Raw genomic sequence first — 20,088 nt, forward strand, 5'->3', positions numbered from 1 at the left:
CGGACAGCGGCCCGCCAGGGAAAACGGGCGTGAGCTGGTGTGTTCCGGTGAACAAGCGATTGCGCAAAGGACCATAATGGGTGACGTGAACCCGCGAAAGAACTCCGGCGGCACGACCGGCGCCCCGGCCAGGCGCCAGGGCGCGGCCAGGCGCGCGACCGCGTCCGGCTCGGCCTCCGAGCGCCGTGACCACCTCGTCCAGCTGGCCGCCGAGCTCTTCGCCCGCAAGGGGTTCCAGGCCACGACCGTCCGCGAGATCGCGGTGGAGGCCGGCATCCTGTCCGGGAGCCTCTACCACCACTTCGACTCCAAGGAGTCGATCGTCGACGAGGTGCTGACCACCTTCCTCGACGACCTGGTGGGCCGCTACCGCGCCGTGTTGGCGCGCGGGGGCGAACCGCGCGAGGTCCTGGCGGAGATGGTCCGCACCGGGTTCGCCGCGCTGAAGCCGCACCGCGCCGCGGTCACCGTCATGCAGAACGACTGGAACTACCTGCGATCCCTGCCCGGCGACCGCTTCGGCTACCTGGTGAAGGCCGAGGAGGAGGTCGAGCGGATGTGGATCGAGCAGATCAAGCGGGGCCAGGCCACCGGCGGGATCCGCCCCGACGTCGATCCCAAGCTCACCTACCGCATGATCCGCGACACCATCTGGGTCGCGGTCCGCTGGTTCCGGCCGGACGGCCGCCTCGACACCGCGGCCATCGCCGAGCACTACATCATGATCCTCTTCGACGGCCTGGCCACCGGCGAGCGCAGCAGCCACCCGGGCTGACGGCCCGCGGGCCACGAGCCGGACGCCCCGGCCCGCGGCTTCCGGGTGACGGCCGCTCCCGGTCGGCGGTTTCCGGGCCCGGCTTGACGCCCGGGGACGGAACCGACACGGTGATGCGAACCGGCACGGCGACGCCCGGCGGCAGGCGAGGGGCGGGCCGGCGGCGGAGCCGAGAAGGAGCCGAGGAGAATCCGGCGAAGAGCCGGCGAGGAGCTGACCATGAGCGCCGGGCGGGCCACGCGCGGGGACGGCGCGGCGGACGGGGAGTGATGGACACACTGCACAAGGCCGTGCGGATCGCCCTGACAGAGGCGGCGGACCCGGGCAAGGCCGAGGCGATGCGGGCCTACATGAAGTCGGACCTGCCCTTCCTCGGGGCCCAGGCGGTGCCGCGCCGTACCGCGCTCCGGAGGGTCTTCGGCGAGCACCCGCTGCGGGACGCACGCGAGTGGCGCGAGGCGGCGCTGACGCTGTGGCGGGACGCCGAGTACCGCGAGGAGCGCTACGCCGCGATCGAGCTGACCGGTTTCCGCCTCTACCGGGCCCACCAGACGCTCGACGCGCTGCCGATGTACGAGGAGATGATCGTCACCGGTGCGTGGTGGGACTACGTCGACGAGCTGGCCGTCCATCGCGTCGGCGGCCTGCTGGCGGCCTTCCCCGACGTCATGCGCCCGCTCATGCTGCGCTGGGCCCGCGACCGCGACCTGTGGCGGCGCCGTACGGCCATCCTGTGCCAGAACCGGTTCCGGGGGGCCACCGACCCCGGCCTGCTCTACGCCTGCATCGAGCCGAGCCTGTCCGACAACGACTTCTTCGCCCGCAAGGCGATCGGCTGGGCACTGCGCGAGTACGCCAGGAGCAACCCCGGCGAGGTGCTCCGCTACGTCGACCACATGGGCATCACCGGCCTGAGCCGCCGCGAGGCCCTGAAGAACCTGACGGATCCCAGGAACCCCGGGAGCCCGAAGAGCCCGGCGGTGTGAGGGGCCGGATGACGTGAGGGGCCGCGGGGCCCGCCGGCCCCTGATCCGCCGCCGGGCGATCCGGCCGGTGGACGACCGGCCCGGCAGGCGGGCGGACGGTCCGGCGGACGACGGACGCCCGGACCCGGCACCGCCGGGCGGCCCCTCCCGGGGAAGGTGGAGAGGCCGCCCGCCGGCCCGGCCCCCGGCCCGGATGCCCGGCCGTCCTCCGCCGGCCCGGATGCCCGGCCGCCGGGCGGAGGGCGGCACGCAGCGGGGCGTCAGCGGGACGTCACTTGAGCGCCCCGGCGGTCAGGCCCTTCTGGATCTGGCTCTGGAAGATCGTGTAGACCACGAGCATCGGCAGGATCGCCATGCTGAGCGCCGCGAACAGGGCCGACCAGTCGGCGTCGTAGCCCGCGGCGGTGGAGATGTCGGCGATGCCCTGGGTGAGCACCCACTTGCTCCGGTCGGAGTTGAGCAGCACCAGCGGGAGCTGGTACTGGTTCCACTGCCCCAGCACGTTGAAGATCGTCACGCTGACGATGCCCGGGCGGGCCATGGGCAGCATGATCTGGAAGAACACCCGGGTGTGCGAGGCCCCGTCCACGAAGGCGGCCTCGGCCACCGCGCCGGGCAGCGTACGGAAGAACGCCGCCAGGAAGAACACGGTGAACGGCAGCGAGTAGGCGATGTAGACCAGGACCAGCCCGGCGTGGGTGTTCAGCCCGATGAACGGCCCGACCACCGGCAGCGTCCCCATGTTCTGCACGACGAAGAACAGCGGGGTCAGCGCGAGGTAGACCGGGAAGGCCAGACCGGAGACGAACAGGAGGTAGATCGCCCGGTTGCCGACGAACCGGTAGCGGGCCAGCACGTAGGCCGCCATGGAGCCGAACAGCATGGTGCCGAACACGCCGAACGCCACGACGACCACGCTGTTGATCATGTACTGGCCGATGTGGGCCTGGTCCCACGCCCGCGCCCAGTTGTCGAGGCGCAGGGCGGCCGGCAGCGACCAGGCGTCGCCGAAGATCTCGTCCTCGCTCTTGACCGACGCCAGGAAGGTCCATGCGATCGGGACCACGACCAGGACCGTCCACACCAGCAGCGCGAGGTGCGTCAGGACCCCGAACGGGCCGAGCCGCCGCCTGCGCTCCTCCCGGGCGAGGGCCCGGCTGCGGGGTATCGCCGCTTCCGCCACTAGAACTCGATTCGCTCACGCCGCGACAGGCGCAGGGCCAGCGCCGCGAACCCGATGGTGAAGAAGAAGAGCACCACGCCCATCGCCGAGGCGTAGCCGAACTTGAAGTACTGGAAGGCCGTCCGGTAGATCTCCGCGGCCATCACGGTCGTGGAGTGGTCGGGCCCGCCGTGCTCGGCCGTCATCACCCACACGATGGCGAAGACGTCCAGCGCCGCGATGCCGAGGTAGACCCAGCCGACCTGGATGGTGTCCCACAGCAGGGGCAGGGTGATCCGGAAGAAGAGCTGCGCTCCCCCGGCGCCGTCGATCGCCGCCGCCTCGAACAGGTCCCGCGGGATGGAGGCGATGCCGGCCGAGAACAGCACCACGTAGAAGCCGACCGCCTGCCAGACGAGCACGCCGAGGATCGACCACAGCGCCACGCCGGTGTCGGACAGGAAGCCGACGGGCTCGAACCCGAGGGCGATCAGCGGCGCGTTGAGCATGCCGCTCCGGTCGGGCCGGAAGACCTGCTGGAACAGCACCGCGACCACGGCCACGGCCAGCACCTGGGGGAAGAAGAACACCACCCGGTAGAACTTCGACCCCCACACGCCCGCGGCGCCGCCCCGTCCCCCGGCGTTGAGCAGGAAAGCGAAGAAGAGGGCGATACCGACGGTGAGCAGCGGCATCAGGATCAGCAGGAGCAGGTTGTGGCCGACCGCCGTCCAGAAGACGTCGTCCGCGAAAAGCCTGCGGAAGTTCTCCAGGCCGACGAACCCCGGGGACGCGGTGACCCCGCGCCAGTCGGTGAGCGCGATGTAGAACGCCTGCGCGTAGGGGGCGATCACATAGATCAGGTACAGCGCCACCGGGACCGCGAGGAACCCGGTGACGAACCTCAGCCTGCCGTGGCTCACCGGCCGTCCTCCGCTTCCCCGGCCGCCGCGCCCGGCGCGCCCACCGCGTGCTCCGTACGCGCCGGACGCGGAGTCCACGCGGTACGCGCCGTGCCCTCCCCCGCCACCGGCCGTCCGGCCGTGCCGCCGCTCACCCCGGTTACCTCGAGAACTTCTTCACGGAGGAGTCGTTCTTGATGGAGTCGGCCTTCTTCTGCACGCGGTCCGTCCACTGGTCGACGGTCAGCTTGCCGCTCATGAGCTGCCCGGTCGCGGCGGCCACCTCGTCGTGCATCTCGACGTACCACTTGCGGAACAGGAACCAGACGGTGTTGTCACCGGCCGCGGTCAGCACGTCGGAGGAGCTCTTCAGGCCCGGCTTCAGGGTGCGTCCCTCGCCGGCGCCCTTGACGATGGTGAGCGTGGAGACCAGCTCCATGAACTTGCCGGCGCCCTCCTTGGAGAGCATCGCGCGCATGTACTCCATGCCCGCCCGGGGGTTGCCCGACTTGGACGGCACGACGTACTCCTCGCCCGGCCGGGCGTGCACCGTGCCGTACGGCAGGGCGTCGGAGGAGGTGAAGTCCGGCAGCGGGAACATCGCGTAGTCGAAGTCGGCGGGGGTGGTGTCCTTCTGCTCGTTCTCCAGCCAGGAGCCGCAGGGCAGCATGGCGACCTGGCCCTTGTTGTGGGCGGTCTGGGTCTGGATGTGGTCCAGGCCGGCGGTGCCCTGGAGGAGGTACTTGGCGCCGAGCTCGGCGAAGGCGGTGGCGGCCTGCTTGACCGGCTCGGCCTTCCAGGCGCCGTCCTCCAGGTTGTCGATGTTCTTCAGCACGTCCTTGCCGCCGATCTTCGCGGCGAGGGTGAGGATGGTCTCGTAGATGTAGAAGGGGTGCTTGCCGGCGTAGGTGAACGGCGCCATCTTGCCGGCCTTCTTGATGGTCTCGCAGAGCTTGAGGAACTCGTCCCAGGTCTTGGGCGGCTGCCAGCCCTCGGCGTCGAAGAGCTTCTTGGAGTACCAGATGCCCCAGACGGTGGTGGCGTAGTTGAGGACGTACGGCGTGCCGTCGTAGCTGCCCAGCTCGATCGCGACGGGGTCGATCGTGTCGCGCACCTTGACGGCCGGGTCGTCCCAGCTCGGCGCGTCGAACAGCGGCGTGAGGTCGGCGAGCTGGCCGTCCTGGACGAGGGCGCCGAAGTCCATGGCGTCGGCGCCGGAGTTGTTGATGAACTCCGGGGGGTTGCCGCCGGCGAAGCGCGGCTGGAGGGTCTTGGCGATCTCCTTGGTCGCGTTGTGCTTGATCTCCAGCTTGGGGTGCTTGGCCTTGATCAGCGCTTCGTGGACGTCCTTGGCGTAGGCGTCGCCGAAGCCGCCGTCGAAGATCCAGATCTCCAGGGGTTTGCCCTCGGTGAAGCCGAGCGGGTTGGCCGCGCTGGTGGCTCCGGCGGCCGGCGCGGACTGGGAGGCTCCGCCGTTGCCCGCGGGAGTGGCGCAGGCGGACAGCGCGGGCAGCGCGATTCCCGCGAGGACCGCGCTGCGCAGCAGCTCGCGCCGGGACAGTTGGGTCATTCTTCCTCCTGGGGGGTGATCAGGCACCTCGCCGGATCCTTCCGGCGTAGCGGTTCTCAAGGTCGCGGTTGTGCTCGTCGCCGCCGGTCACGTTGACGGACCGGTAGACCGGCGGTGTGCGGCCCGCCCCGGCCAGGGCGCGCACCACCTCGGCGACGACCATCTGGGCCAGCAGCGCGGAGGTGATGGTGGAGACCGCCCCGAACGTGCCGCCCCCCGGCAGCGGCATGATCGCGTCGCCGTACGGTGCACCGTTGTCGAGGACCACGTCGGCGAGGTCGAGGAGCTTGCGGCCCGAGGGGTGGCGGGAGGCCATCTCCGTACTGTGCCGTACGGAGGTCACGGCGACCAGGCCGTGGCCCTTCTCCTTGACGATGGAGGCCAGCTCCACCACCGAGCCGTTCACCCCCGAGCTGGAGATCAGCACGAACGCGTCCTGGGGCCGCACGGGGGCGAGGTCGTAGATCCGCCGGGCGACGCCGGGGTCGCGTTCCAGCTCGCTGGGAGCGCCGAGGAGCATGTCCACGGGGGCTCCGCCGTACAGGACGAGGTCGCGCAGCGAGAGCCGGTTGGTGGGCACGAGCCCGCCGGCGCGGCCGGCGATCTCCATCGCGATGGCCTCGGAGTGGCCGGAGCCGAACGCCTGGATGACGCCGTCGTCCAGGACGGACGCGGTCAGCAGCGCCGCGGCCCGTCCCACCGCCTCCGCCTGCGTGCGGACGACCTCGTCCATCAGCGCCCGCGCCTCGCGGGCGTAGTCCGCGGCTCCGACCTCCATGCCGGTCTCCACTCGTCAGCTCCTTTCCACGCGGTGGCTTTCGAGCACCCGGATGGTGAGCTCGAACGCCCGGTCGGTCTGCTCGTAGGTGCGCTGCGCGACGGCGACGTAGACGGCGTCGAGGACGAACAGCTGGGAGTGGACGGCGGCCAGGCCGCCCAGCCGGAAGGTGGTCTCCCTGCTGGCGGTGGTCAGCACCAGACGGGCGAGGTCGGCCAGCGGGGAGCGGACGAAGGAGGTGACGGCGACGGTCGTCGCGCCGCGGGCGGCGGCCTCGGCGAGCGGCTCCAGGACCTCGCGGGTGCGGCCCCGGTGGGAGACGCCGATCGCGACGTCGCCGGGGGCCAGCAGCGCCGCCTCGGCGAGGGACTCGTGGGCGTCGGCGTGGCTCCAGCAGGGCATCCCGATCCGGCGCAGCCGCCCGGCCATCATGCTCGCCGCGGACCCGCTGGTGGAGACGCCGAAGATCAGCGTCCGGCGGGCTGCGACGACGGCGTCGGCGACCCGCGCGACGGCGGTGGCGTCGAGCTGGGCCGCGGTCTCCTGGATGAGCCGGGAGTCGGTGGCGGCCATCACGCCGATCGCGACGTCCAGGGGGTCGGTGGGGGCGATCTCGTGGCCGACGCCGGCGTCCCAGTGGGCCTGCGCGGCCCGCCCGGTCTCGGTGGCCAGCGCGACCCGCAGCCCGGCGTAGCCGGTGAAGCCGAAGACCCGGCAGAACCGGGTGACGGTCGCCGGGGAGCTGCCGCTGCGCTCGGCGAGCGCCATGATCGTGGAGCGGGCGGCCGCGGCGGGGTCGGCCAGGATGGCCTCGCCGACCCGGCGGAGGGCTCCGGGCAGCGTGGGCGTCTCGGTCTGGATGCGTCCGAGTGCGCCTGCGGCCACAGACATTCCTTTCACCAGCCGGGAGATTGGATGAAAATTATTCTTACCGGGAGATCGCGTCAACCCCCTGCCGCTTTCCGGTGAAAACCGACGTGTCAGAGAAGGAAATCCCACGAATTCTCGGAAATCACGCGGATTTCGCCCGACTCTCCGGCCTTCCCGCCGTTCCGGCGCATGGCGGCCGGTCCGCCCCGGCCCGGCTCGCCGCTCCGGCGGCGGCCCGGGCCGCCGATACCATCCGGTCATGCGGATCTCCCAGCTCAGCGCCGCCACGGACGTCCCCGTCCCGACCATCAAGTACTACCTGCGCGAGGGTCTCCTCCCCCCCGGGGAGCAGACGTCGGCCACCCGGGCGGAGTACGGCGAGGGCCACGTGCGCCGGCTGCGCCTGATCCGCGCGCTGCTGAAGGTGGGCCGGCTGCCCATAGCCGCCATCCGCAGGGTGCTCGCCGCCGTGGACGACGAGAGCCTGGACATGCACACCGTACTCGGCACCGCCCACTACGCCCTCGCCCCGGCGGTCGAGCCCCGGCCCGACGACGAGGACTGGCGGCGCGCCCGCGCCGAGGTGGACCGGCTGGTCGACGACCTCGACTGGCGGGTCACCCCCTTCGCGCCCGCCCGCGACGAGCTGGCCCAGGCCGTCCTGACCCTCGGCCGGCTCGGCATGCCCGCCACCGGCGAGAGGCTGCGGTCCTACGCCGAGGCCGCGCTCCGGCTGGTCACCGAGCGCGAGACCGGCGTCATCCCCTTCGACGGCCCCCGGGAGAGCGCGGTCGAGGCGCTGGTGGTCCTGACCGTGGTGTACGGCCGGATCTTCGACGCCATGCGCCGTCTGGCCCAGGAGTCGGTCTCGGCGGGCCGCTTCGAGGCCGGCGGCTCGCCTGACTGAACGCCGGGCCGACCACCCGACCGGCCACCGGGCCGGACACCGGAACGGCCACCGGAACGGCCACCGGGCCGAACATCGGGCCGGACACCGGAACGGCTCGCCCGGACCGGACACCGGGACCGCACCGGCGTGCCGGGCCGGCCCGCGCACCGCCCCCCAATGGGACATATCACCCAAAACTCGGCAAACGGGCATCGGTAACATTCTGTTCACATACGGGCAACAGCCGGGAAACCGCTCCTTGCGAGTCTGGAAGCGCACCAGACCTCTCCCTCCTCAAGGAAGTCCGCGGATGACCTTCAAGGCCGAATACATCTGGATCGACGGCACCAAGCCGACCGCCAAGCTGCGCTCCAAGACCAGAATCCTGGCGGACGGCGCCGAGCCGCCCCTCTGGGGCTTCGACGGTTCCAGCACCAACCAGGCCGAGGGCCCGTCCTCCGACCGCGTGCTCAAGCCGGTCTTCACCTGCCCGGACCCGATCCGCGGCGGCGACAACGTGCTGGTGCTCTGCGAGGTCCTCAACACCGACCTGACCCCGCACGTCAGCAACACCCGGGCCAGGCTCGTGGAGGTCGCCGAGCGGTTCGCCGACCAGGAGTCCTGGTTCGGCATCGAGCAGGAGTACACCTTCTTCAAGGAGGGCCGCCCGCTCGGCTTCCCGCAGGGCGGCTTCCCCGCCCCGCAGGGCGGCTACTACTGCGGTGTCGGCGCCGACGAGGTCTTCGGCCGTGACGTCGTCGAGAAGCACCTCGACCTGTGCCTGGAGGCCGGCCTGGCGATCTCCGGCATCAACGCCGAGGTCATGCCGGGCCAGTGGGAGTTCCAGGTCGGCCCGGCCGGACCCGTCGAGGTCGCCGACCACCTGTGGATGGCCCGCTGGCTGCTCTACCGCGTCGCCGAGGACTTCGACATCGCCGCCACGCTCGACGCCAAGCCGGTGAAGGGCGACTGGAACGGCGCCGGCGCGCACACGAACTTCTCCACCAAGGCGATGCGCGAGGGCTACGACGCGATCATCACCGCCTGCGAGGCGCTCGCCGAGAACGCGCTGGAGCACGTCAGGAACTACGGCGACGGCGTCGAGGACCGCCTCACCGGCCACCACGAGACCGCCCGGTGGGACCAGTTCAGCTACGGCGTCTCCGACCGCGGCGCCTCGGTGCGCATCCCGTGGCAGGTCGAGGTGGACAAGAAGGGCTACATCGAGGACCGCCGCCCCAACGCCAACGTCGACCCCTACACGGTCACCCGCCTCATGGTGGACACCTGCTGCACGGCCCTGGAGAAGGCCGGCCAGGTCTGACCCTCCCGCGCCGGCGCGTCACGTCCGGGCCGCGGCCGCCTCCACCGGGGACGGCCGCGGCCCTTCGCCGTTCCCGGGGGTCCTCCGTACGGCGGCCCGGCGGAAAAGCCCGCGCGACCCGAGGGCCGCGCGTGGCCCGAGGCCCCGCGGTCCGAAGCTCCGCGTGATCCGAAACCCCGCGGTCCGAAAGCCCCGTCCGGCCCGAAGGCTCCGCGCGGTCCGAAACCCCGACCGGCCCGAAGGTCCCGCGCGGCCGGAAAGTCCGGCACGGCCGGAAAATCCGACGGTGAGCGACCCGTGGAACGGCCGCCGGGTTGAGCGGCCGGGAGCCGGGTCCACGACTCCGACCTGGAACATGGAACCGAATTTGGCGGTTTGGGACAACACTAAACGGTGACAGCGCGCCGTAGCATGACTGCGATGCGAGACGTCGTGGAACAGTTGCAGCGCCTGGGCATGTCGGGATACGAGGCCAAGGCGTACGTCGCGCTGGTCGGAGCCGGACGGCCGCTCAACGGCTACGAGGTGGCCAAGCGCTCGGGCGTGCCGCGCAGCACGGTCTACGAGACGCTGGGCAAGCTGGTGTCCCGGGGCGCCGCCTACGAGCTGCACGAGGAGGAGGGCGCCGTCGGCTACCAGCCGCTGCCGCCCGCGGCCCTGCTGGAGCGCATGCGCCGGGAGTTCGACGACTCGATGGAGTCGCTGCAGTCCTCGCTGCCCACGATCGCCGCGCCGCCCGAGGCGCCGCCGACCCACAACCTCAGGGACGCCGAGTCGCTGCTCACCCGCGCCGGGGACGTGGTGGCCGCCGCCCGCTCCGCCCTGCTCGTCGCGGCCTGGCCGGAGGAGACGGCGCTGCTGTCCCCGCTGGTCCGCAGGGCCGCGAAGCGCGGGGTCGAGGTGTCGGCGACGTGCTTCGGGACCGAGCCGGACAGGGCGGGAGACCGGGCCGGCGAGGACGCCGGGGGCCGCCTCCTCGTCGTCGTGGGCGACCGCCGGGAGGTCCTGATCGGCGGCCTGGCGAACGGCGCGGGCTGGGGCGTCTACACCCAGGACCGCGCCGTGGTCCTGCTGGCCGCGCAGTACATCAGCGGCGTCCGTCGCTGATCTTTGAGGCGTCCGATATTGGTATGTCCGCCTATGACATCCTTCAAGGAGGCGCCGTATCCCTGGAAGGCAGACAATGGATAAACCGGTCATCGTTACGGTTGACGACGACCCGGGCGTGTCACGGTCGGTCGCGCGTGACCTGCGACGCCGCTACAGCCACTCCTACCGCGTCGTCCGGGCCGAGACGGCGGCCCAGGGCATGGAGAGCCTCCGCGAGCTGCGGCTGCGCGGCGACGACGTCGCGATCGTCCTCGCCGACTACCGCATGCCCCAGATGAACGGCGTGGAGTTCCTGGAGCAGGCCATGGACCTGTACCCCCACGCCCGCCGCGTGCTCCTCACCGCCTACGCCGACACCGACGCGGCGATCCAGGCGATCAACGTCGTGGACCTCGACCACTACATGCTCAAGCCGTGGGACCCGCCGGAGGAGAACCTCTACCCGGTGCTGGACGCCCAGCTCGACGCCTGGCAGCGGACCGACCGGCGCGAGACCGGCGAGCTGCGGGTGGTGGGCGCCCGCTGGTCGGCGCGGTCCTACGAGGTCCGCGACTTCCTGTCGCGGAACCAGGTGCCCTACCGCTGGCTGCTGGCCGACGCCCCCGAGGGCGCCGAACTGCTCGCCGCGGCGGGTGAGACGGACGCGACCCCGCCGGCCGACCGGCTTCCGGTGGTGGTCACGGCCGAGGGCGCGACGCTCACCGCCCCCTCCGTCCCGGAGCTGGCCGCGGCCGTCGGCCTGTCCACCACCCCCGCCACCGACTTCTACGACCTGGTCGTCATCGGCGGCGGCCCGGGCGGGCTGGGCGCGGCGGTCTACGGGGCCTCGGAGGGGCTGCGCACGGTGCTGGTCGAGCAGCACGCCTCCGGCGGTCAGGCCGGGCAGAGCTCCCGCATCGAGAACTACCTCGGCTTCCCCGACGGCCTGTCCGGCGCCCAGCTCGCCGACCGCGCCCGCCGCCAGGCCCTGAAGTTCGGCGCCGAGCTGCTCACCGCCCGCCAGGTCACCAGCCTGGAGGTCAGGGGCCGGGCGCGGGTGATCGGCTTCGCCGACGGCGGCAGCATCGCGGCGCACACCGTGATCCTGGCCACCGGCGTCGCCTACCGGCGGCTCACGGCCCCCGGCCTCGACGGTTTCATCGGCTCCGGCTGCTACTACGGCGCGGCCCTGACCGAGGCGCCCGAGTGCGCCGGCAGCGACGTCTACGTCGTCGGCGCGGCCAACTCGGCCGGGCAGTGCGCGGTCCACCTGTCGAAGTACGCCCGCACGGTCCATCTCCTCGTCAGGGGCGACTCGCTGGAGAGGTCCATGTCGCACTACCTGATCGAGCAGATCTCCGGGCTGCGGAACATCGAGGTGCACACCGGGACCGAGATCACCGCCGCCGAGGGCGACGATCACCTGGAGCGGCTGGTCCTCAAGGGGCCGGACGGCGAGCGGACGGTGGACACCGAGCGGTTGTTCGTCTTCATCGGCGCCGAGCCGTTCACCGACTGGCTCGGCGACACGGTCGAGCGTGACGCCCGGGGCTTCGTCCTCACCGGGCCGGACCTGACCTCCGGCGGGAACCGTCCCCGTAACTGGCCGCTCCAGCGCGAGCCGTACCACCTGGAGACCAACGTCCCCGGTGTGTTCGCCGCCGGGGACGTGCGGGCCGACTCCATCAAGCGGGTCGCCTCGGCCGTCGGCGAGGGGGCCATGGCGGTGGCGCTGGTCCACCGTTATCTGGAGAAGGCATGAGCGGGGCATCCGGAGGGGCCGCGAGCGGAACGCGGGCCCGCGGCGCCGCGAGGGCCGGGAGGAAGGCCGCATGACCGACCCGGAAGTGCTCAGAGGGCTGTTCCTGTTCGAGAGGCTCGACGACGAGAAGATCGCCTGGCTGGCCTCCCACGGCGAGGAACGCGACTACGGCGCGGGTGAGACGGTCGTACGGCAGGGCGACCCCGCCGAGTCCTTCTTCGTGCTCGTCGACGGCGAGGTCATGATGACCACCGAGACCCCCGCCGGGCCGGTCTCCATGGCCCCCACCTCCCAGCCCGGCGTCTACGCCGGGGCGACCTCGGCCTACCTCGGCGACCGCGCCCCGGACTCCTACGCCCACTCGCTGCGCGCGACCAAGCCGTCGCGGCTCTTCGTGCTCCCGGCCAGGAAGTACGGCCACATGATCGGCGAGTGGTTCCCGATGGCGGTGCACCTGCTCGACGGGGTGCGCCTCGGCGGGCTCGCCCAGCGGGACTTCATCGACCGCAGGCAGCGGCTGACCGCGCTCGGCACGATCACCGCCGGGCTCACCCACGAGCTCAACAACCCGGCGGCGGCGGCCGTACGCGCCGTGGGCGAACTGCGGGAGATGGTCCGCTCGTCGCGGCGGGAACTGGCCGCGCTGGCCGAGGCGGGCATCCCCGCCGACCGGCTGCGCGCCCTGATCGACCTCCAGGAGGGCTGTACGGAAGGCGCCGGGGAGGCGCCCGCGCGGTCCCCGCTGGAGATCTCCGACGCCGAGGACGCGCTGGGCGAGGCGCTGGAGGAGGCCGGGGTGCCGGACGGCTGGGAGCTGGCCCCGGCGCTGGTGAGCGCGGGCTTCGGCCCCGACGGGCTGGACGCGGTGCGCGAGGCGGTCGGCGAGGAGCACCTGCCCGGCGCGGTGCGCTGGCTCTCGGAGGCCATCGAGATCGGTCAGATGCTGGACGAGGTGACCGACGCGACCGGGCGGATCTCCTCGCTGCTGGCCTCCGCCAAGCAGTACTCGCAGATGGACCGCGCGCCGTACCAGACGGTGGACGTGCGGGAGCTGCTGGACAGCACGCTCGCCATGTTCAAGGGCAAGATCCCGCCCGGGGTGAGCGTGGCGACCGACTACGACCCGGAGCTGCCGCCGATCCCCGGCTACGCCGGGGAGCTCAACCAGGTGTGGACCAACCTGATCCACAACGCGCTGGACGCGATGAACGGCAGCGGCACGCTGACCGTCCGCACCCGCGTGGAACACGACACCACCGCCCTGGTGGAGGTCTGCGACACCGGCCCCGGCGTCCCGGAGCACCTGCACGAGCGGATCTTCGAGCCGTTCTTCACCACCAAGGCCGTCGGCGAGGGCACCGGGCTGGGGCTGGACATCTCCTACCGCATCGTGGCCGGCCGGCACGGCGGCGATCTGCGGGTGGAGTCGGTGCCCGGTGACACCCGCTTCCAGGTACGGCTCCCGCTCACCGAACCGCCCGCCTGAACGTCCGGCGGGAGCCGGAGCGGGCCCGGGAGCGACAGCCGGGGTGGGGGCGGGAGGCCGGGCGCGGGCCGGACGGCCCGGCGGGTCAGGGGCCGTGGACGCCCTTGACCGTCTCCATCAGGCGGGCGAGGACCCGGCCGCCGGAGACGCGCACGCCGTCGTGCTCCCACTCGTTGGTCACCCAGGCCCGCACGCCGCCCACGGCGCGGGCCGTCTCCATCGACAACCCCTCGTCGACGTACATGTCGTCGTAGTAGACGGCGGCGGCGACCGGGACCCGGTTGTCCGCCAGCCGTACCGGGTCGTAGAGGGCGGGCCAGTCGGAGCGGGTGGCGATGATCTCCGCGGCGGCCCTGAAGGGGCGGAGCGCGGCGATCTCGTCGAACATCCAGGGATAGATCATCTCCCCGGTGGGCAGCAGCGGCCGGGCGTCCTCGGCGAACTCCTCCGGCAGCAGGCGGTGCGCGGCCCAGGCGGTGGCGCCGCCCTGGGCGTAGATCGACTCGTGCAGGACCGCGTAGAGCGGGTTGCCGACGAAGCCGGTGGCCATCATGACCTCGTACCGGAACAGGTCGGAGAGCCGGTCGCCGGTCCACGCCTCGTCGAGCATCCAGTGCAGGCGGTCGGCGCCGTCGCTCATCCCCAGGCACATGCCGAGGCTCTGCAGGCGGCGCACGGTCAGCCGGTCGCCGTCGGGCAGCAGGACCTCCCGGTCGCGCAGGTGGTCGGCGATCGCGTCCAGGCGGGCGGAGTCGCCGGGGTGGCGGGCGAAGTACCGCTCGACCTTGGCGCGGACCCTGGGGTAGGTCCGCGCGTAGACGTCGTCGGCGCTCGCCGCGAGCCCGGCCAGTCCGCCGGTGACGTAGCAGGCCGCGAGCCCCTCGGGCGCCCGCGACAGGTAGGTCAGCGTGACGAACCCGCCGTAGCTCTGGCCGAGGGTCTCCCACGGCCGCCCGCCGCACAGCTCGCGGCGGATCAGCTCGGCGTCGGCGACGATCGCGTCGGCGCGGAAGTGCGCGAGGCGGGCGGCCAGCCCGGCGTCGGTTCCGGAGGCGGTGTCGGAGGTGACCGGGGTGCTGCGGCCGGTTCCCCGCTGGTCGAGCAGGAGCACCCGGTGGGTCCTCAGCGCGTGCCCCAGCCAGCCGTCCGCGCCGGTCGGCCGCGGCGACTTGCCGCCCGGCCCGCCCTGCAGGAAGAGCATCCACGGCAGGTCCTCGCCCTGCCTGGCCGGGTCCACCGCCTCCCGGGCGAAGACCTCGATGGTCTCGCCTCCGGGGTCGGCGTGGTCGAGGGGGACGGTGAAGACGTGGTCGGTGAGGGCCACACCGGGCAGCAGGACGGTCACCCGCCGAACGGTACCGGAAAGCGGCCGGGCGGGCCGTCCCCCGCCTGTCCGGGCGGAAGACCCGCGAGACGGACGTCCCGGACGCGCCGGAACGGACGCCGGCGAGGCGGGCTCCCGCCGCGCGCCTGCTCGGCGTTCCCCGGGCGGGCGTCTAGATTCATGGCCGTGACGATCGACCACGGCGGGGACGTCCCCGCCTACCGGCAGCTCGCGGACGTCCTCCGGGCGCAGATCACCCGCGGCGAGATGGAGATGGACCGCCCGATCCCCTCCGTGGAGGACCTCGGTGAGCGGTACGGCCTCGACCCCGAGGACGTACGGCGGGCGATCCAGGTGCTCCGGGACGAGGGGCTCCTCTACACGCTGGAGGGCACGGGGGACTTCGTGTCCTCCCGCGCCGAGGAGACCGGCGGCGGCTGACCCGCGCCCGCCGGGCGCGCGGGGCCGCCGGGCTCCGCGGGTGCGACGCCGGACGATCTCGTCCGCGCGTAGCCGCCGGAAGTCGTCCGGAGCGGACGCGGCGTCGGGCCCGGACGGGTTCAGCCCGCCGGAGGCTCGTCTCCCCCGGCGCCGAACGCCCTGGCCAGCAGGTAGCAGCCCAGCGAGAGGACGGCCCACACCGCGGTGGCGGCGGCCAGCGCCGCCCACAGCGGCCACCGGCCGGCCAGCGCGGCGGCGGTGACCGCGGCGAAGCCGAACAGCCCCACCGCGCCGAAGGTCGCGCCCCGGGCCTCGTTGCGGGCCTGGCGCACGCTCTCCTTCTTGGCGACCAGCGTCAGCGACGCCATCAGGATCGCCGGGAAGGCCAGGAAGAGGCCGCCGAACCGCGGGCCGGCCACCGTGGCGACCACCCCGGCGAGGGCGGACACCCCGGCGCCGAAGGCGAACCGGATCAGCCAGTCACGCGGCCTGGTCCTCCCGAGCTCACGGGGGGCGAGCCGTACCTCGTCGTCGTCGCGCCGCTCGTCACTCCGCCCGCGGTCGCCGCCGGAACCGTCGTGGTCGTCACGATCGTCGTGGTCGTCGCGATCGTCACGGTCGTCGTGGTCGCCGCGGAGATCGTTCGTCACGGCCACACCACCAGGTAGCCCGCCACGGCCACGGCCAGCCAGACACCCAAGGCGGCGGACGAGCCCTTCCAGGCGCCCCACCGCTTCAGCAGCGGCACCCCCACCAGGCAGTAGGCGACGAACGCGACCGCCCCGATCGTCATGCCCAGGGCCGACTGGCGGACGTCGGACACCCCGCTGAGCGCGGCCGTCACCAGCATGCCGCCCAGGGCCACGGACGGAGCCGCGGAGAACACGCCCGCCAGCCTCTTCGGAGCGATCATCTCCGCCAGCGCGGCGAACAGCAGCACGAACAACCCGCCCGCCGCGGCCTTGAGCAACACCTTGACGACTTCGAGCCCCATGGCGCTTCCTCCCCCGGGCATCCCTCACCCAGGCCACCACGCTGCCCGCGGTTCCGCCGAACATGCCCTCCGCCACGCCGTACGGCCGCCGGAACCCGGCACCGCGTCCGGCCCGCTCTGGCGGGCGCCGCCCGGAGCGGCGCGCGTCAGGAGCCGTCGTCCTCGCCCCAGGCCCGGCGGATGGCGGTCGGCAGGCCGTAGTGCCGCCCCCGGGGGACGGCGACCCCCGGGTCCTGGCGCAGTTCCTTCACCAGGGCCAGGCAGAGCAGGAGCATGACGATCAGGAACGGCAGCGCGACCAGGATCGTGGCGCGTTGCAGCCCCTCCAGGCCACCGGCCAGCAGGAGCACCAGGGCGACCGCGCCGGTCAGCACGCCCCACATCACGACCAGCGGCCGGGGCGGGTGGAGCGCCCCCCGGCTGGACAGCGAGCCGAGGACGAGCGCGGCCGCGTCCGCGCCGCTGACGAAGTAGAGCGCGACGAGGATCACGGTGATCGCGGTGGTGAGCAGGGTCAGGGGCAGGTGGTGGAGCAGCGTGAACATCGCCGACTCCGGCCCCTCGGTGAGGGTCGCGGAGAAGTCCGCCGTACCGGTGCGCTGGAGCCACACGGCGGCGCCGCCGCTGATGACGAACCAGATCACGCTGACGCCGGACGGGACGAGCAGGACGCCGATGACGAACTCGCGGACGGTCCGCCCCCGGGAGATCCGGGCGATGAAGGCCCCGACGAACGGCGCCCACGACATCCACCACGCCCAGTAGAAGATGGTCCAGGTCCCGAGCCACTTCTTGTCGATGAACGCCCCCGTCCGCGAGGACATCGGGAGGAGGTCCTGCAGGTAGCCGCCGACCGACGCGGGGAGCAGGTCGAGGGTGGCGACGGTCGGGCCGAAGACGAAGATGAGCACGGCCAGGACGGCGGCCAGGTAGATGTTGGCGGTGCTCAGCCACTGCACGCCCCGGTGCACACCGGTCGCGGCCGAGACGACGAACGCGGCGGTCAGCACGATGATGACGATCACCTCCAGCCGCCGGCCGCTGAACCCGAACAGCTCGTTGAGGCCGTACTCCACCTGCAGGGCTCCCAGTCCCAGGCTGGTGGCGGTGCCGAAGACCGTGGCGAGGACGGCCAGCAGGTCCAGCACCCGTCCCGCGTGCGGGCGGGGCCTGCCGCCGAACAGCGGGGTGAAGGCGTCGCTGAACCGGTTGCCGCGGCCCATCCGGAAGGTCGAGTACGCCAGGGCCAGGCCGGTGATCGCGTAGATGGCCCAGGGGTGCAGGGTCCAGTGGAACAGCGAGTACTCCATCGCGACCCGCGCGGCCCCCGCCGAGCCCGCCGTGACGCCCAGCCCCGGAGGCGGCCTGAGCAGGTGCGTGATCGGCTCGGCGACGCCGTAGAACATGAGGCCGATGCCCATGCCGGCGCTGAACATCATCGCGACCCACGCGAGGTTGGAGAACTCGGGGGTCTCGCCGTCCCTGCCGAGGCGGATCGTGCCGTACCTGCTCGCCGCCAGCACGACCGCCAGGACCAGGAAGAGGTCGGCGGCGACCACGAACAGCCAGCCGAAGGCGTCCAGCACCCAGCCGAGCGCGCCCGTGCCCGCCGTGTCCAGCGAGCCCGGGGAGAGCACTCCCCACGCCACCATCGCGAGCAGCAGTGCCACGGCGACCGCCACCAGCGGAGCATCGAGTTTCCGCATGGAACCGGGCCCCCGTCATCGACACATCCCCCGTACTCGCCTTACTGCCCGGTGCGAAGTTCGCGAACCGTGACAACCACCCCGGGGGGTGAGACCGTCGAACAATCGACGGCGCTCGGAGGGGGACTGGATGGTTCCGGGATACCGCGAGGTGCGAGAGCTCGGCAGCGGGGGCGGCGGTCGCGTGGTGCTGGCCACCTACGAGGCCACCGGTGCCTACGTCGCCATCAAGTATCTCGGCGCCTCCCTGCGGGACTCCCCCGGGTTCCTGGCCGGGTTCCGGCGGGACGCCCGCGTCCTGGCGGAGCTGCGCGACCCCAACGTGGTCTCGCTCCACGAGTACTACGAGGACGTGATCCAGGCCGCGATCGTGATGGAGCTGGTGGACGGCGTCTCGCTCCGGAGGATCCTGGCCCGGCACGGCGCCCTCGGCCCCGAGGCCGCGCTGGTGGTGCTGCGGGACTCGCTGGCGGGCCTCGCGGCCGCGCACACCGCCGGGGTCGCGCACCGCGGCCACCGGCCGGAGAACGTGCTCGTCCAAGCGGACGGCACCGGCAAGCTGGCGGACCTCGGCGTCGCCGCCCGCACCGCCGGGCCGGGGCCGCCGGGCGGGCCGCCCCACGCGGCGCCCGAGCGGGGGGACGGGCGTCCGGCCGGCCCGGCGGGAGACCTGTACGCGGCCGCGTGCGTGTTCTTCGAGTGCCTCACCGGGCGCCCGCCGTACGGCACGGCGCTCACAGAACCCACGGCGCTCACAGAGTCCGCGGAGCCAACGGTGCCCATGGAGCTCGCGGGGCTGGTGGCGCGCGGCCTGGCCGCGGACCCGGCGGACCGGCCGGCCACGGCCCGGGAGTTCGCCGCGGACCTGGAGGCGGTCGCGTCCGCCGCCTGCGGGCCCGGCTGGGAACGGCGTGGGCGGCAGCGCCTGGCCGAGCTCGCCATCGGGCTGGCGCTGGCGTTCCCGCTGGCCAGGACCGCGCCGAAGAGGGGTGTCCCGAGGCCGCCGAACGCGGCCGGACGGACGGGCGAGACGCGCCGTCCCCGGCTCGGCCCGCGGATCGTGGCGGCGGCGGGGGTGATCGGCGTCGCGGTCACCACCGGGCTGGTGGTCGCGGGCCGGGTCCCCGACAGGCTCGCCTCGGACACGGTCTTCACCCCCGCGCCGGGACACCCCGCGGGCGGCGGCACGGCGGCCTCCGGCGACCGGAGGACGACCCGGCCGGCCGCCCATGAACGGTCCCGGGGCTCCGTCGCCCCCAGCCCCTCCCCCGGGCCGCCGAGGAGCGCGGCCCCTGGCCGGACCGCGCCGCCCGCGCCCACCGGGCCGGGCGGGCGCACCGACCGGTCCGTCTCTCCGGCGCCCACCGGCGGACCCGGGCGTCCCGGCCCCACCGCGCGGCCGAGCCGTCCGGAGCCCACCCCGGCGGACAGTGGTCCGGGCCGCCCGAGACCCACCGCGCCGGAGGGCCGGCCGAGCGCCACCCCGACGGACACCGTCCCCGGCCCGCCGAGCCCGACGGGACCGACGGCCTCCCCGGGCACGCCGTCCCCCGCCGGGCCCTCGCCCACCCCCTCCCCCGGCGCCCCGGCCGCGGAGGTGGAGATCACCTCGTTCGACGGCGCCGAGATCGGCTTCCGGGTGCGGGCAGCGGGCACCTCGGCGGTGACCGTGCGGCTGGGGTTCGCCCAGAAGGTCGTCGGCGGCGAGGGCGGGCTGACCGGCGGCGTCCGCACCCTGACGCTGTCCGGCCTGACGGAGTACACCCGCCGGATCTCCGGGGAGTTCGCCGCCCTTCCCCCGTGCGGGGAGTACGTCCACCGGCTGGTGACGGCCGCCGTCGTCCCCGGCGGTGAGATGCGCTCCCGGGACGTACGGCTGGACCTGCCCGCCTGCGGACGGGACGCGGCCTCCGGACCTTCCGGGCGCTCCGGCGTCTCCGGCCTTTCGGGTTCCTCCGGGGTTCCGGACCCGCCGGAACCCTGATGAAGCGCAGCGAGTACCCAGGTTTCACGAAAAATCACCTGGAACC

18 protein-coding genes are annotated in these 20,088 nt (G+C 73.1%); 9 read left to right on the forward strand and 9 right to left on the reverse strand.

All coding sequences use genetic code 11. The features are described from left to right. Nucleotides 1-76: 76 nt before the first annotated feature. Entirely contained in the window at nucleotides 77-775 is a 699-nt protein-coding gene (locus HDA43_RS07335) for a TetR/AcrR family transcriptional regulator (protein ID WP_179818984.1), read from the forward strand. A 269-nt stretch (nucleotides 776-1,044) separates the two neighbouring features. Next, nucleotides 1,045-1,761, forward strand: a complete 717-nt coding sequence (locus tag HDA43_RS07340) for a DNA alkylation repair protein (RefSeq protein ID WP_179818986.1) — start codon at nucleotides 1,045-1,047, stop codon at nucleotides 1,759-1,761. 271 nt (nucleotides 1,762-2,032) lie between these two features. Here HDA43_RS07340 and HDA43_RS07345 read toward each other — a convergent pair whose 3' ends face one another. From HDA43_RS07345 to HDA43_RS07365, 5 genes are all read right to left on the reverse strand, one after another. After that, nucleotides 2,033-2,944 (reverse strand): carbohydrate ABC transporter permease, encoded by a 912-nt coding sequence (locus tag HDA43_RS07345; protein ID WP_179818988.1) that lies wholly within the window; start codon nucleotides 2,942-2,944, stop codon nucleotides 2,033-2,035. Further along, a complete protein-coding gene (locus tag HDA43_RS07350) occupies nucleotides 2,944-3,846 on the reverse strand; it encodes a carbohydrate ABC transporter permease (protein WP_179818990.1) in 903 nt (300 codons plus the stop codon). Before HDA43_RS07350 ends, HDA43_RS07345 begins: the two co-directional genes overlap by 1 nt. Before the next feature lie 139 nt (nucleotides 3,847-3,985). Next, complete coding sequence (gene ngcE, locus HDA43_RS07355) at nucleotides 3,986-5,395, reverse strand: N-acetylglucosamine/diacetylchitobiose ABC transporter substrate-binding protein (RefSeq protein WP_179818991.1); 1,410 nt, start codon at nucleotides 5,393-5,395, stop codon at nucleotides 3,986-3,988. A 19-nt stretch (nucleotides 5,396-5,414) separates the two neighbouring features. Then, nucleotides 5,415-6,185, reverse strand: a complete 771-nt coding sequence (locus HDA43_RS07360) for a sugar isomerase domain-containing protein (RefSeq protein WP_312873079.1) — start codon at nucleotides 6,183-6,185, stop codon at nucleotides 5,415-5,417. A gap of 3 nt (nucleotides 6,186-6,188) precedes the next feature. Further along, on the reverse strand, nucleotides 6,189-7,064 hold the full coding sequence (locus tag HDA43_RS07365) for a MurR/RpiR family transcriptional regulator (RefSeq protein WP_179818993.1): 876 nt from the start codon (nucleotides 7,062-7,064) through the stop codon (nucleotides 6,189-6,191). Nucleotides 7,065-7,302: 238 nt separating this feature from the next. On the opposite strand from HDA43_RS07365, the gene HDA43_RS07370 reads away from it, so the two are divergent. The 5 genes from HDA43_RS07370 (at nucleotide 7,303) to HDA43_RS07390 (ending at nucleotide 13,593) form a co-directional block, all read left to right on the forward strand. Next, nucleotides 7,303-7,950, forward strand: coding sequence for a MerR family transcriptional regulator (locus HDA43_RS07370; RefSeq protein ID WP_179818995.1), 648 nt, complete (start codon nucleotides 7,303-7,305; stop codon nucleotides 7,948-7,950). A gap of 292 nt (nucleotides 7,951-8,242) precedes the next feature. Continuing rightward, nucleotides 8,243-9,256, forward strand: coding sequence for a glutamine synthetase (gene glnII / locus HDA43_RS07375; protein ID WP_179818997.1), 1,014 nt, complete (start codon nucleotides 8,243-8,245; stop codon nucleotides 9,254-9,256). 420 nt (nucleotides 9,257-9,676) lie between these two features. Continuing rightward, a complete protein-coding gene (locus tag HDA43_RS07380; RefSeq protein ID WP_218911640.1) occupies nucleotides 9,677-10,363 on the forward strand; it encodes a TrmB family transcriptional regulator in 687 nt (228 codons plus the stop codon). A gap of 76 nt (nucleotides 10,364-10,439) precedes the next feature. Further along, a complete protein-coding gene (locus HDA43_RS07385; protein ID WP_179818999.1) occupies nucleotides 10,440-12,107 on the forward strand; it encodes an NAD(P)/FAD-dependent oxidoreductase in 1,668 nt (555 codons plus the stop codon). Between the two features lie 70 nt (nucleotides 12,108-12,177). After that, nucleotides 12,178-13,593 (forward strand): ATP-binding protein, encoded by a 1,416-nt coding sequence (locus HDA43_RS07390; protein ID WP_179819000.1) that lies wholly within the window; start codon nucleotides 12,178-12,180, stop codon nucleotides 13,591-13,593. A gap of 85 nt (nucleotides 13,594-13,678) precedes the next feature. Here HDA43_RS07390 and HDA43_RS07395 read toward each other — a convergent pair whose 3' ends face one another. Then, entirely contained in the window at nucleotides 13,679-14,938 is a 1,260-nt protein-coding gene (locus tag HDA43_RS07395) for an alpha/beta fold hydrolase (RefSeq protein ID WP_312873080.1), read from the reverse strand. A gap of 165 nt (nucleotides 14,939-15,103) precedes the next feature. On the opposite strand from HDA43_RS07395, the gene HDA43_RS35820 reads away from it, so the two are divergent. After that, the gene (locus tag HDA43_RS35820; RefSeq protein WP_218911641.1) at nucleotides 15,104-15,358 is read left to right on the forward strand and encodes a GntR family transcriptional regulator; all 255 of its coding nucleotides are present in this window, start codon (nucleotides 15,104-15,106) and stop codon (nucleotides 15,356-15,358) included. A 119-nt stretch (nucleotides 15,359-15,477) separates the two neighbouring features. Here the strand turns inward: HDA43_RS35820 and HDA43_RS07405 are convergent, their stop codons facing one another. The 3 genes from HDA43_RS07405 to HDA43_RS07415 all read right to left on the reverse strand — a co-directional run bounded on the left by HDA43_RS07405 (nucleotide 15,478) and on the right by HDA43_RS07415 (nucleotide 18,058). Then, on the reverse strand, nucleotides 15,478-16,008 hold the full coding sequence (locus HDA43_RS07405; protein WP_179819002.1) for a DUF3147 family protein: 531 nt from the start codon (nucleotides 16,006-16,008) through the stop codon (nucleotides 15,478-15,480). After that, complete coding sequence (locus HDA43_RS07410) at nucleotides 16,005-16,352, reverse strand: DUF3147 family protein (protein WP_179819003.1); 348 nt, start codon at nucleotides 16,350-16,352, stop codon at nucleotides 16,005-16,007. The genes HDA43_RS07405 and HDA43_RS07410 overlap by 4 nt, the downstream gene beginning before the upstream one ends. Nucleotides 16,353-16,498: 146 nt before the next feature. After that, nucleotides 16,499-18,058 carry a BCCT family transporter gene (locus tag HDA43_RS07415; RefSeq protein WP_179819004.1) on the reverse strand — a complete coding sequence of 520 codons (1,560 nt, stop codon included), beginning with the start codon at nucleotides 18,056-18,058 and terminating at the stop codon, nucleotides 16,499-16,501. A 130-nt stretch (nucleotides 18,059-18,188) separates the two neighbouring features. Between HDA43_RS07415 and HDA43_RS07420 the strand changes: the two genes are divergently transcribed. Beyond that, nucleotides 18,189-20,042 carry a serine/threonine-protein kinase gene (locus tag HDA43_RS07420; RefSeq protein WP_179819005.1) on the forward strand — a complete coding sequence of 618 codons (1,854 nt, stop codon included), beginning with the start codon at nucleotides 18,189-18,191 and terminating at the stop codon, nucleotides 20,040-20,042. The last annotated feature ends 46 nt before the right edge of the window (nucleotides 20,043-20,088 follow it).

Origin of the sequence: Streptosporangium sandarakinum (assembly GCF_013409935.1) — a bacterium.
Taxonomy (GTDB): domain Bacteria; phylum Actinomycetota; class Actinomycetes; order Streptosporangiales; family Streptosporangiaceae; genus Streptosporangium; species Streptosporangium nondiastaticum.

Bases quoted from the DNA above. Each gene is read 5' to 3' on its own strand.
- HDA43_RS07385 (WP_179818999.1), top strand. From the start codon at position 10,440: ATGGATAAACCGGTCATCGTTACGGTTGACGACGACCCGGGCGTGTCA.
- ngcE (WP_179818991.1), bottom strand. From the start codon at position 5,395: ATGACCCAACTGTCCCGGCGCGAGCTGCTGCGCAGCGCGGTCCTCGCG.
- HDA43_RS07335 (WP_179818984.1), top strand. From the start codon at position 77: ATGGGTGACGTGAACCCGCGAAAGAACTCCGGCGGCACGACCGGCGCC.
- HDA43_RS07420 (WP_179819005.1), top strand. From the start codon at position 18,189: ATGGTTCCGGGATACCGCGAGGTGCGAGAGCTCGGCAGCGGGGGCGGC.
- HDA43_RS07370 (WP_179818995.1), top strand. From the start codon at position 7,303: ATGCGGATCTCCCAGCTCAGCGCCGCCACGGACGTCCCCGTCCCGACC.
- glnII (WP_179818997.1), top strand. From the start codon at position 8,243: ATGACCTTCAAGGCCGAATACATCTGGATCGACGGCACCAAGCCGACC.
- HDA43_RS07390 (WP_179819000.1), top strand. From the start codon at position 12,178: ATGACCGACCCGGAAGTGCTCAGAGGGCTGTTCCTGTTCGAGAGGCTC.
- HDA43_RS07410 (WP_179819003.1), bottom strand. From the start codon at position 16,352: ATGGGGCTCGAAGTCGTCAAGGTGTTGCTCAAGGCCGCGGCGGGCGGG.
- HDA43_RS07340 (WP_179818986.1), top strand. From the start codon at position 1,045: ATGGACACACTGCACAAGGCCGTGCGGATCGCCCTGACAGAGGCGGCG.
- HDA43_RS07365 (WP_179818993.1), bottom strand. From the start codon at position 7,064: ATGTCTGTGGCCGCAGGCGCACTCGGACGCATCCAGACCGAGACGCCC.
- HDA43_RS07380 (WP_218911640.1), top strand. From the start codon at position 9,677: ATGCGAGACGTCGTGGAACAGTTGCAGCGCCTGGGCATGTCGGGATAC.
- HDA43_RS07415 (WP_179819004.1), bottom strand. From the start codon at position 18,058: ATGCGGAAACTCGATGCTCCGCTGGTGGCGGTCGCCGTGGCACTGCTG.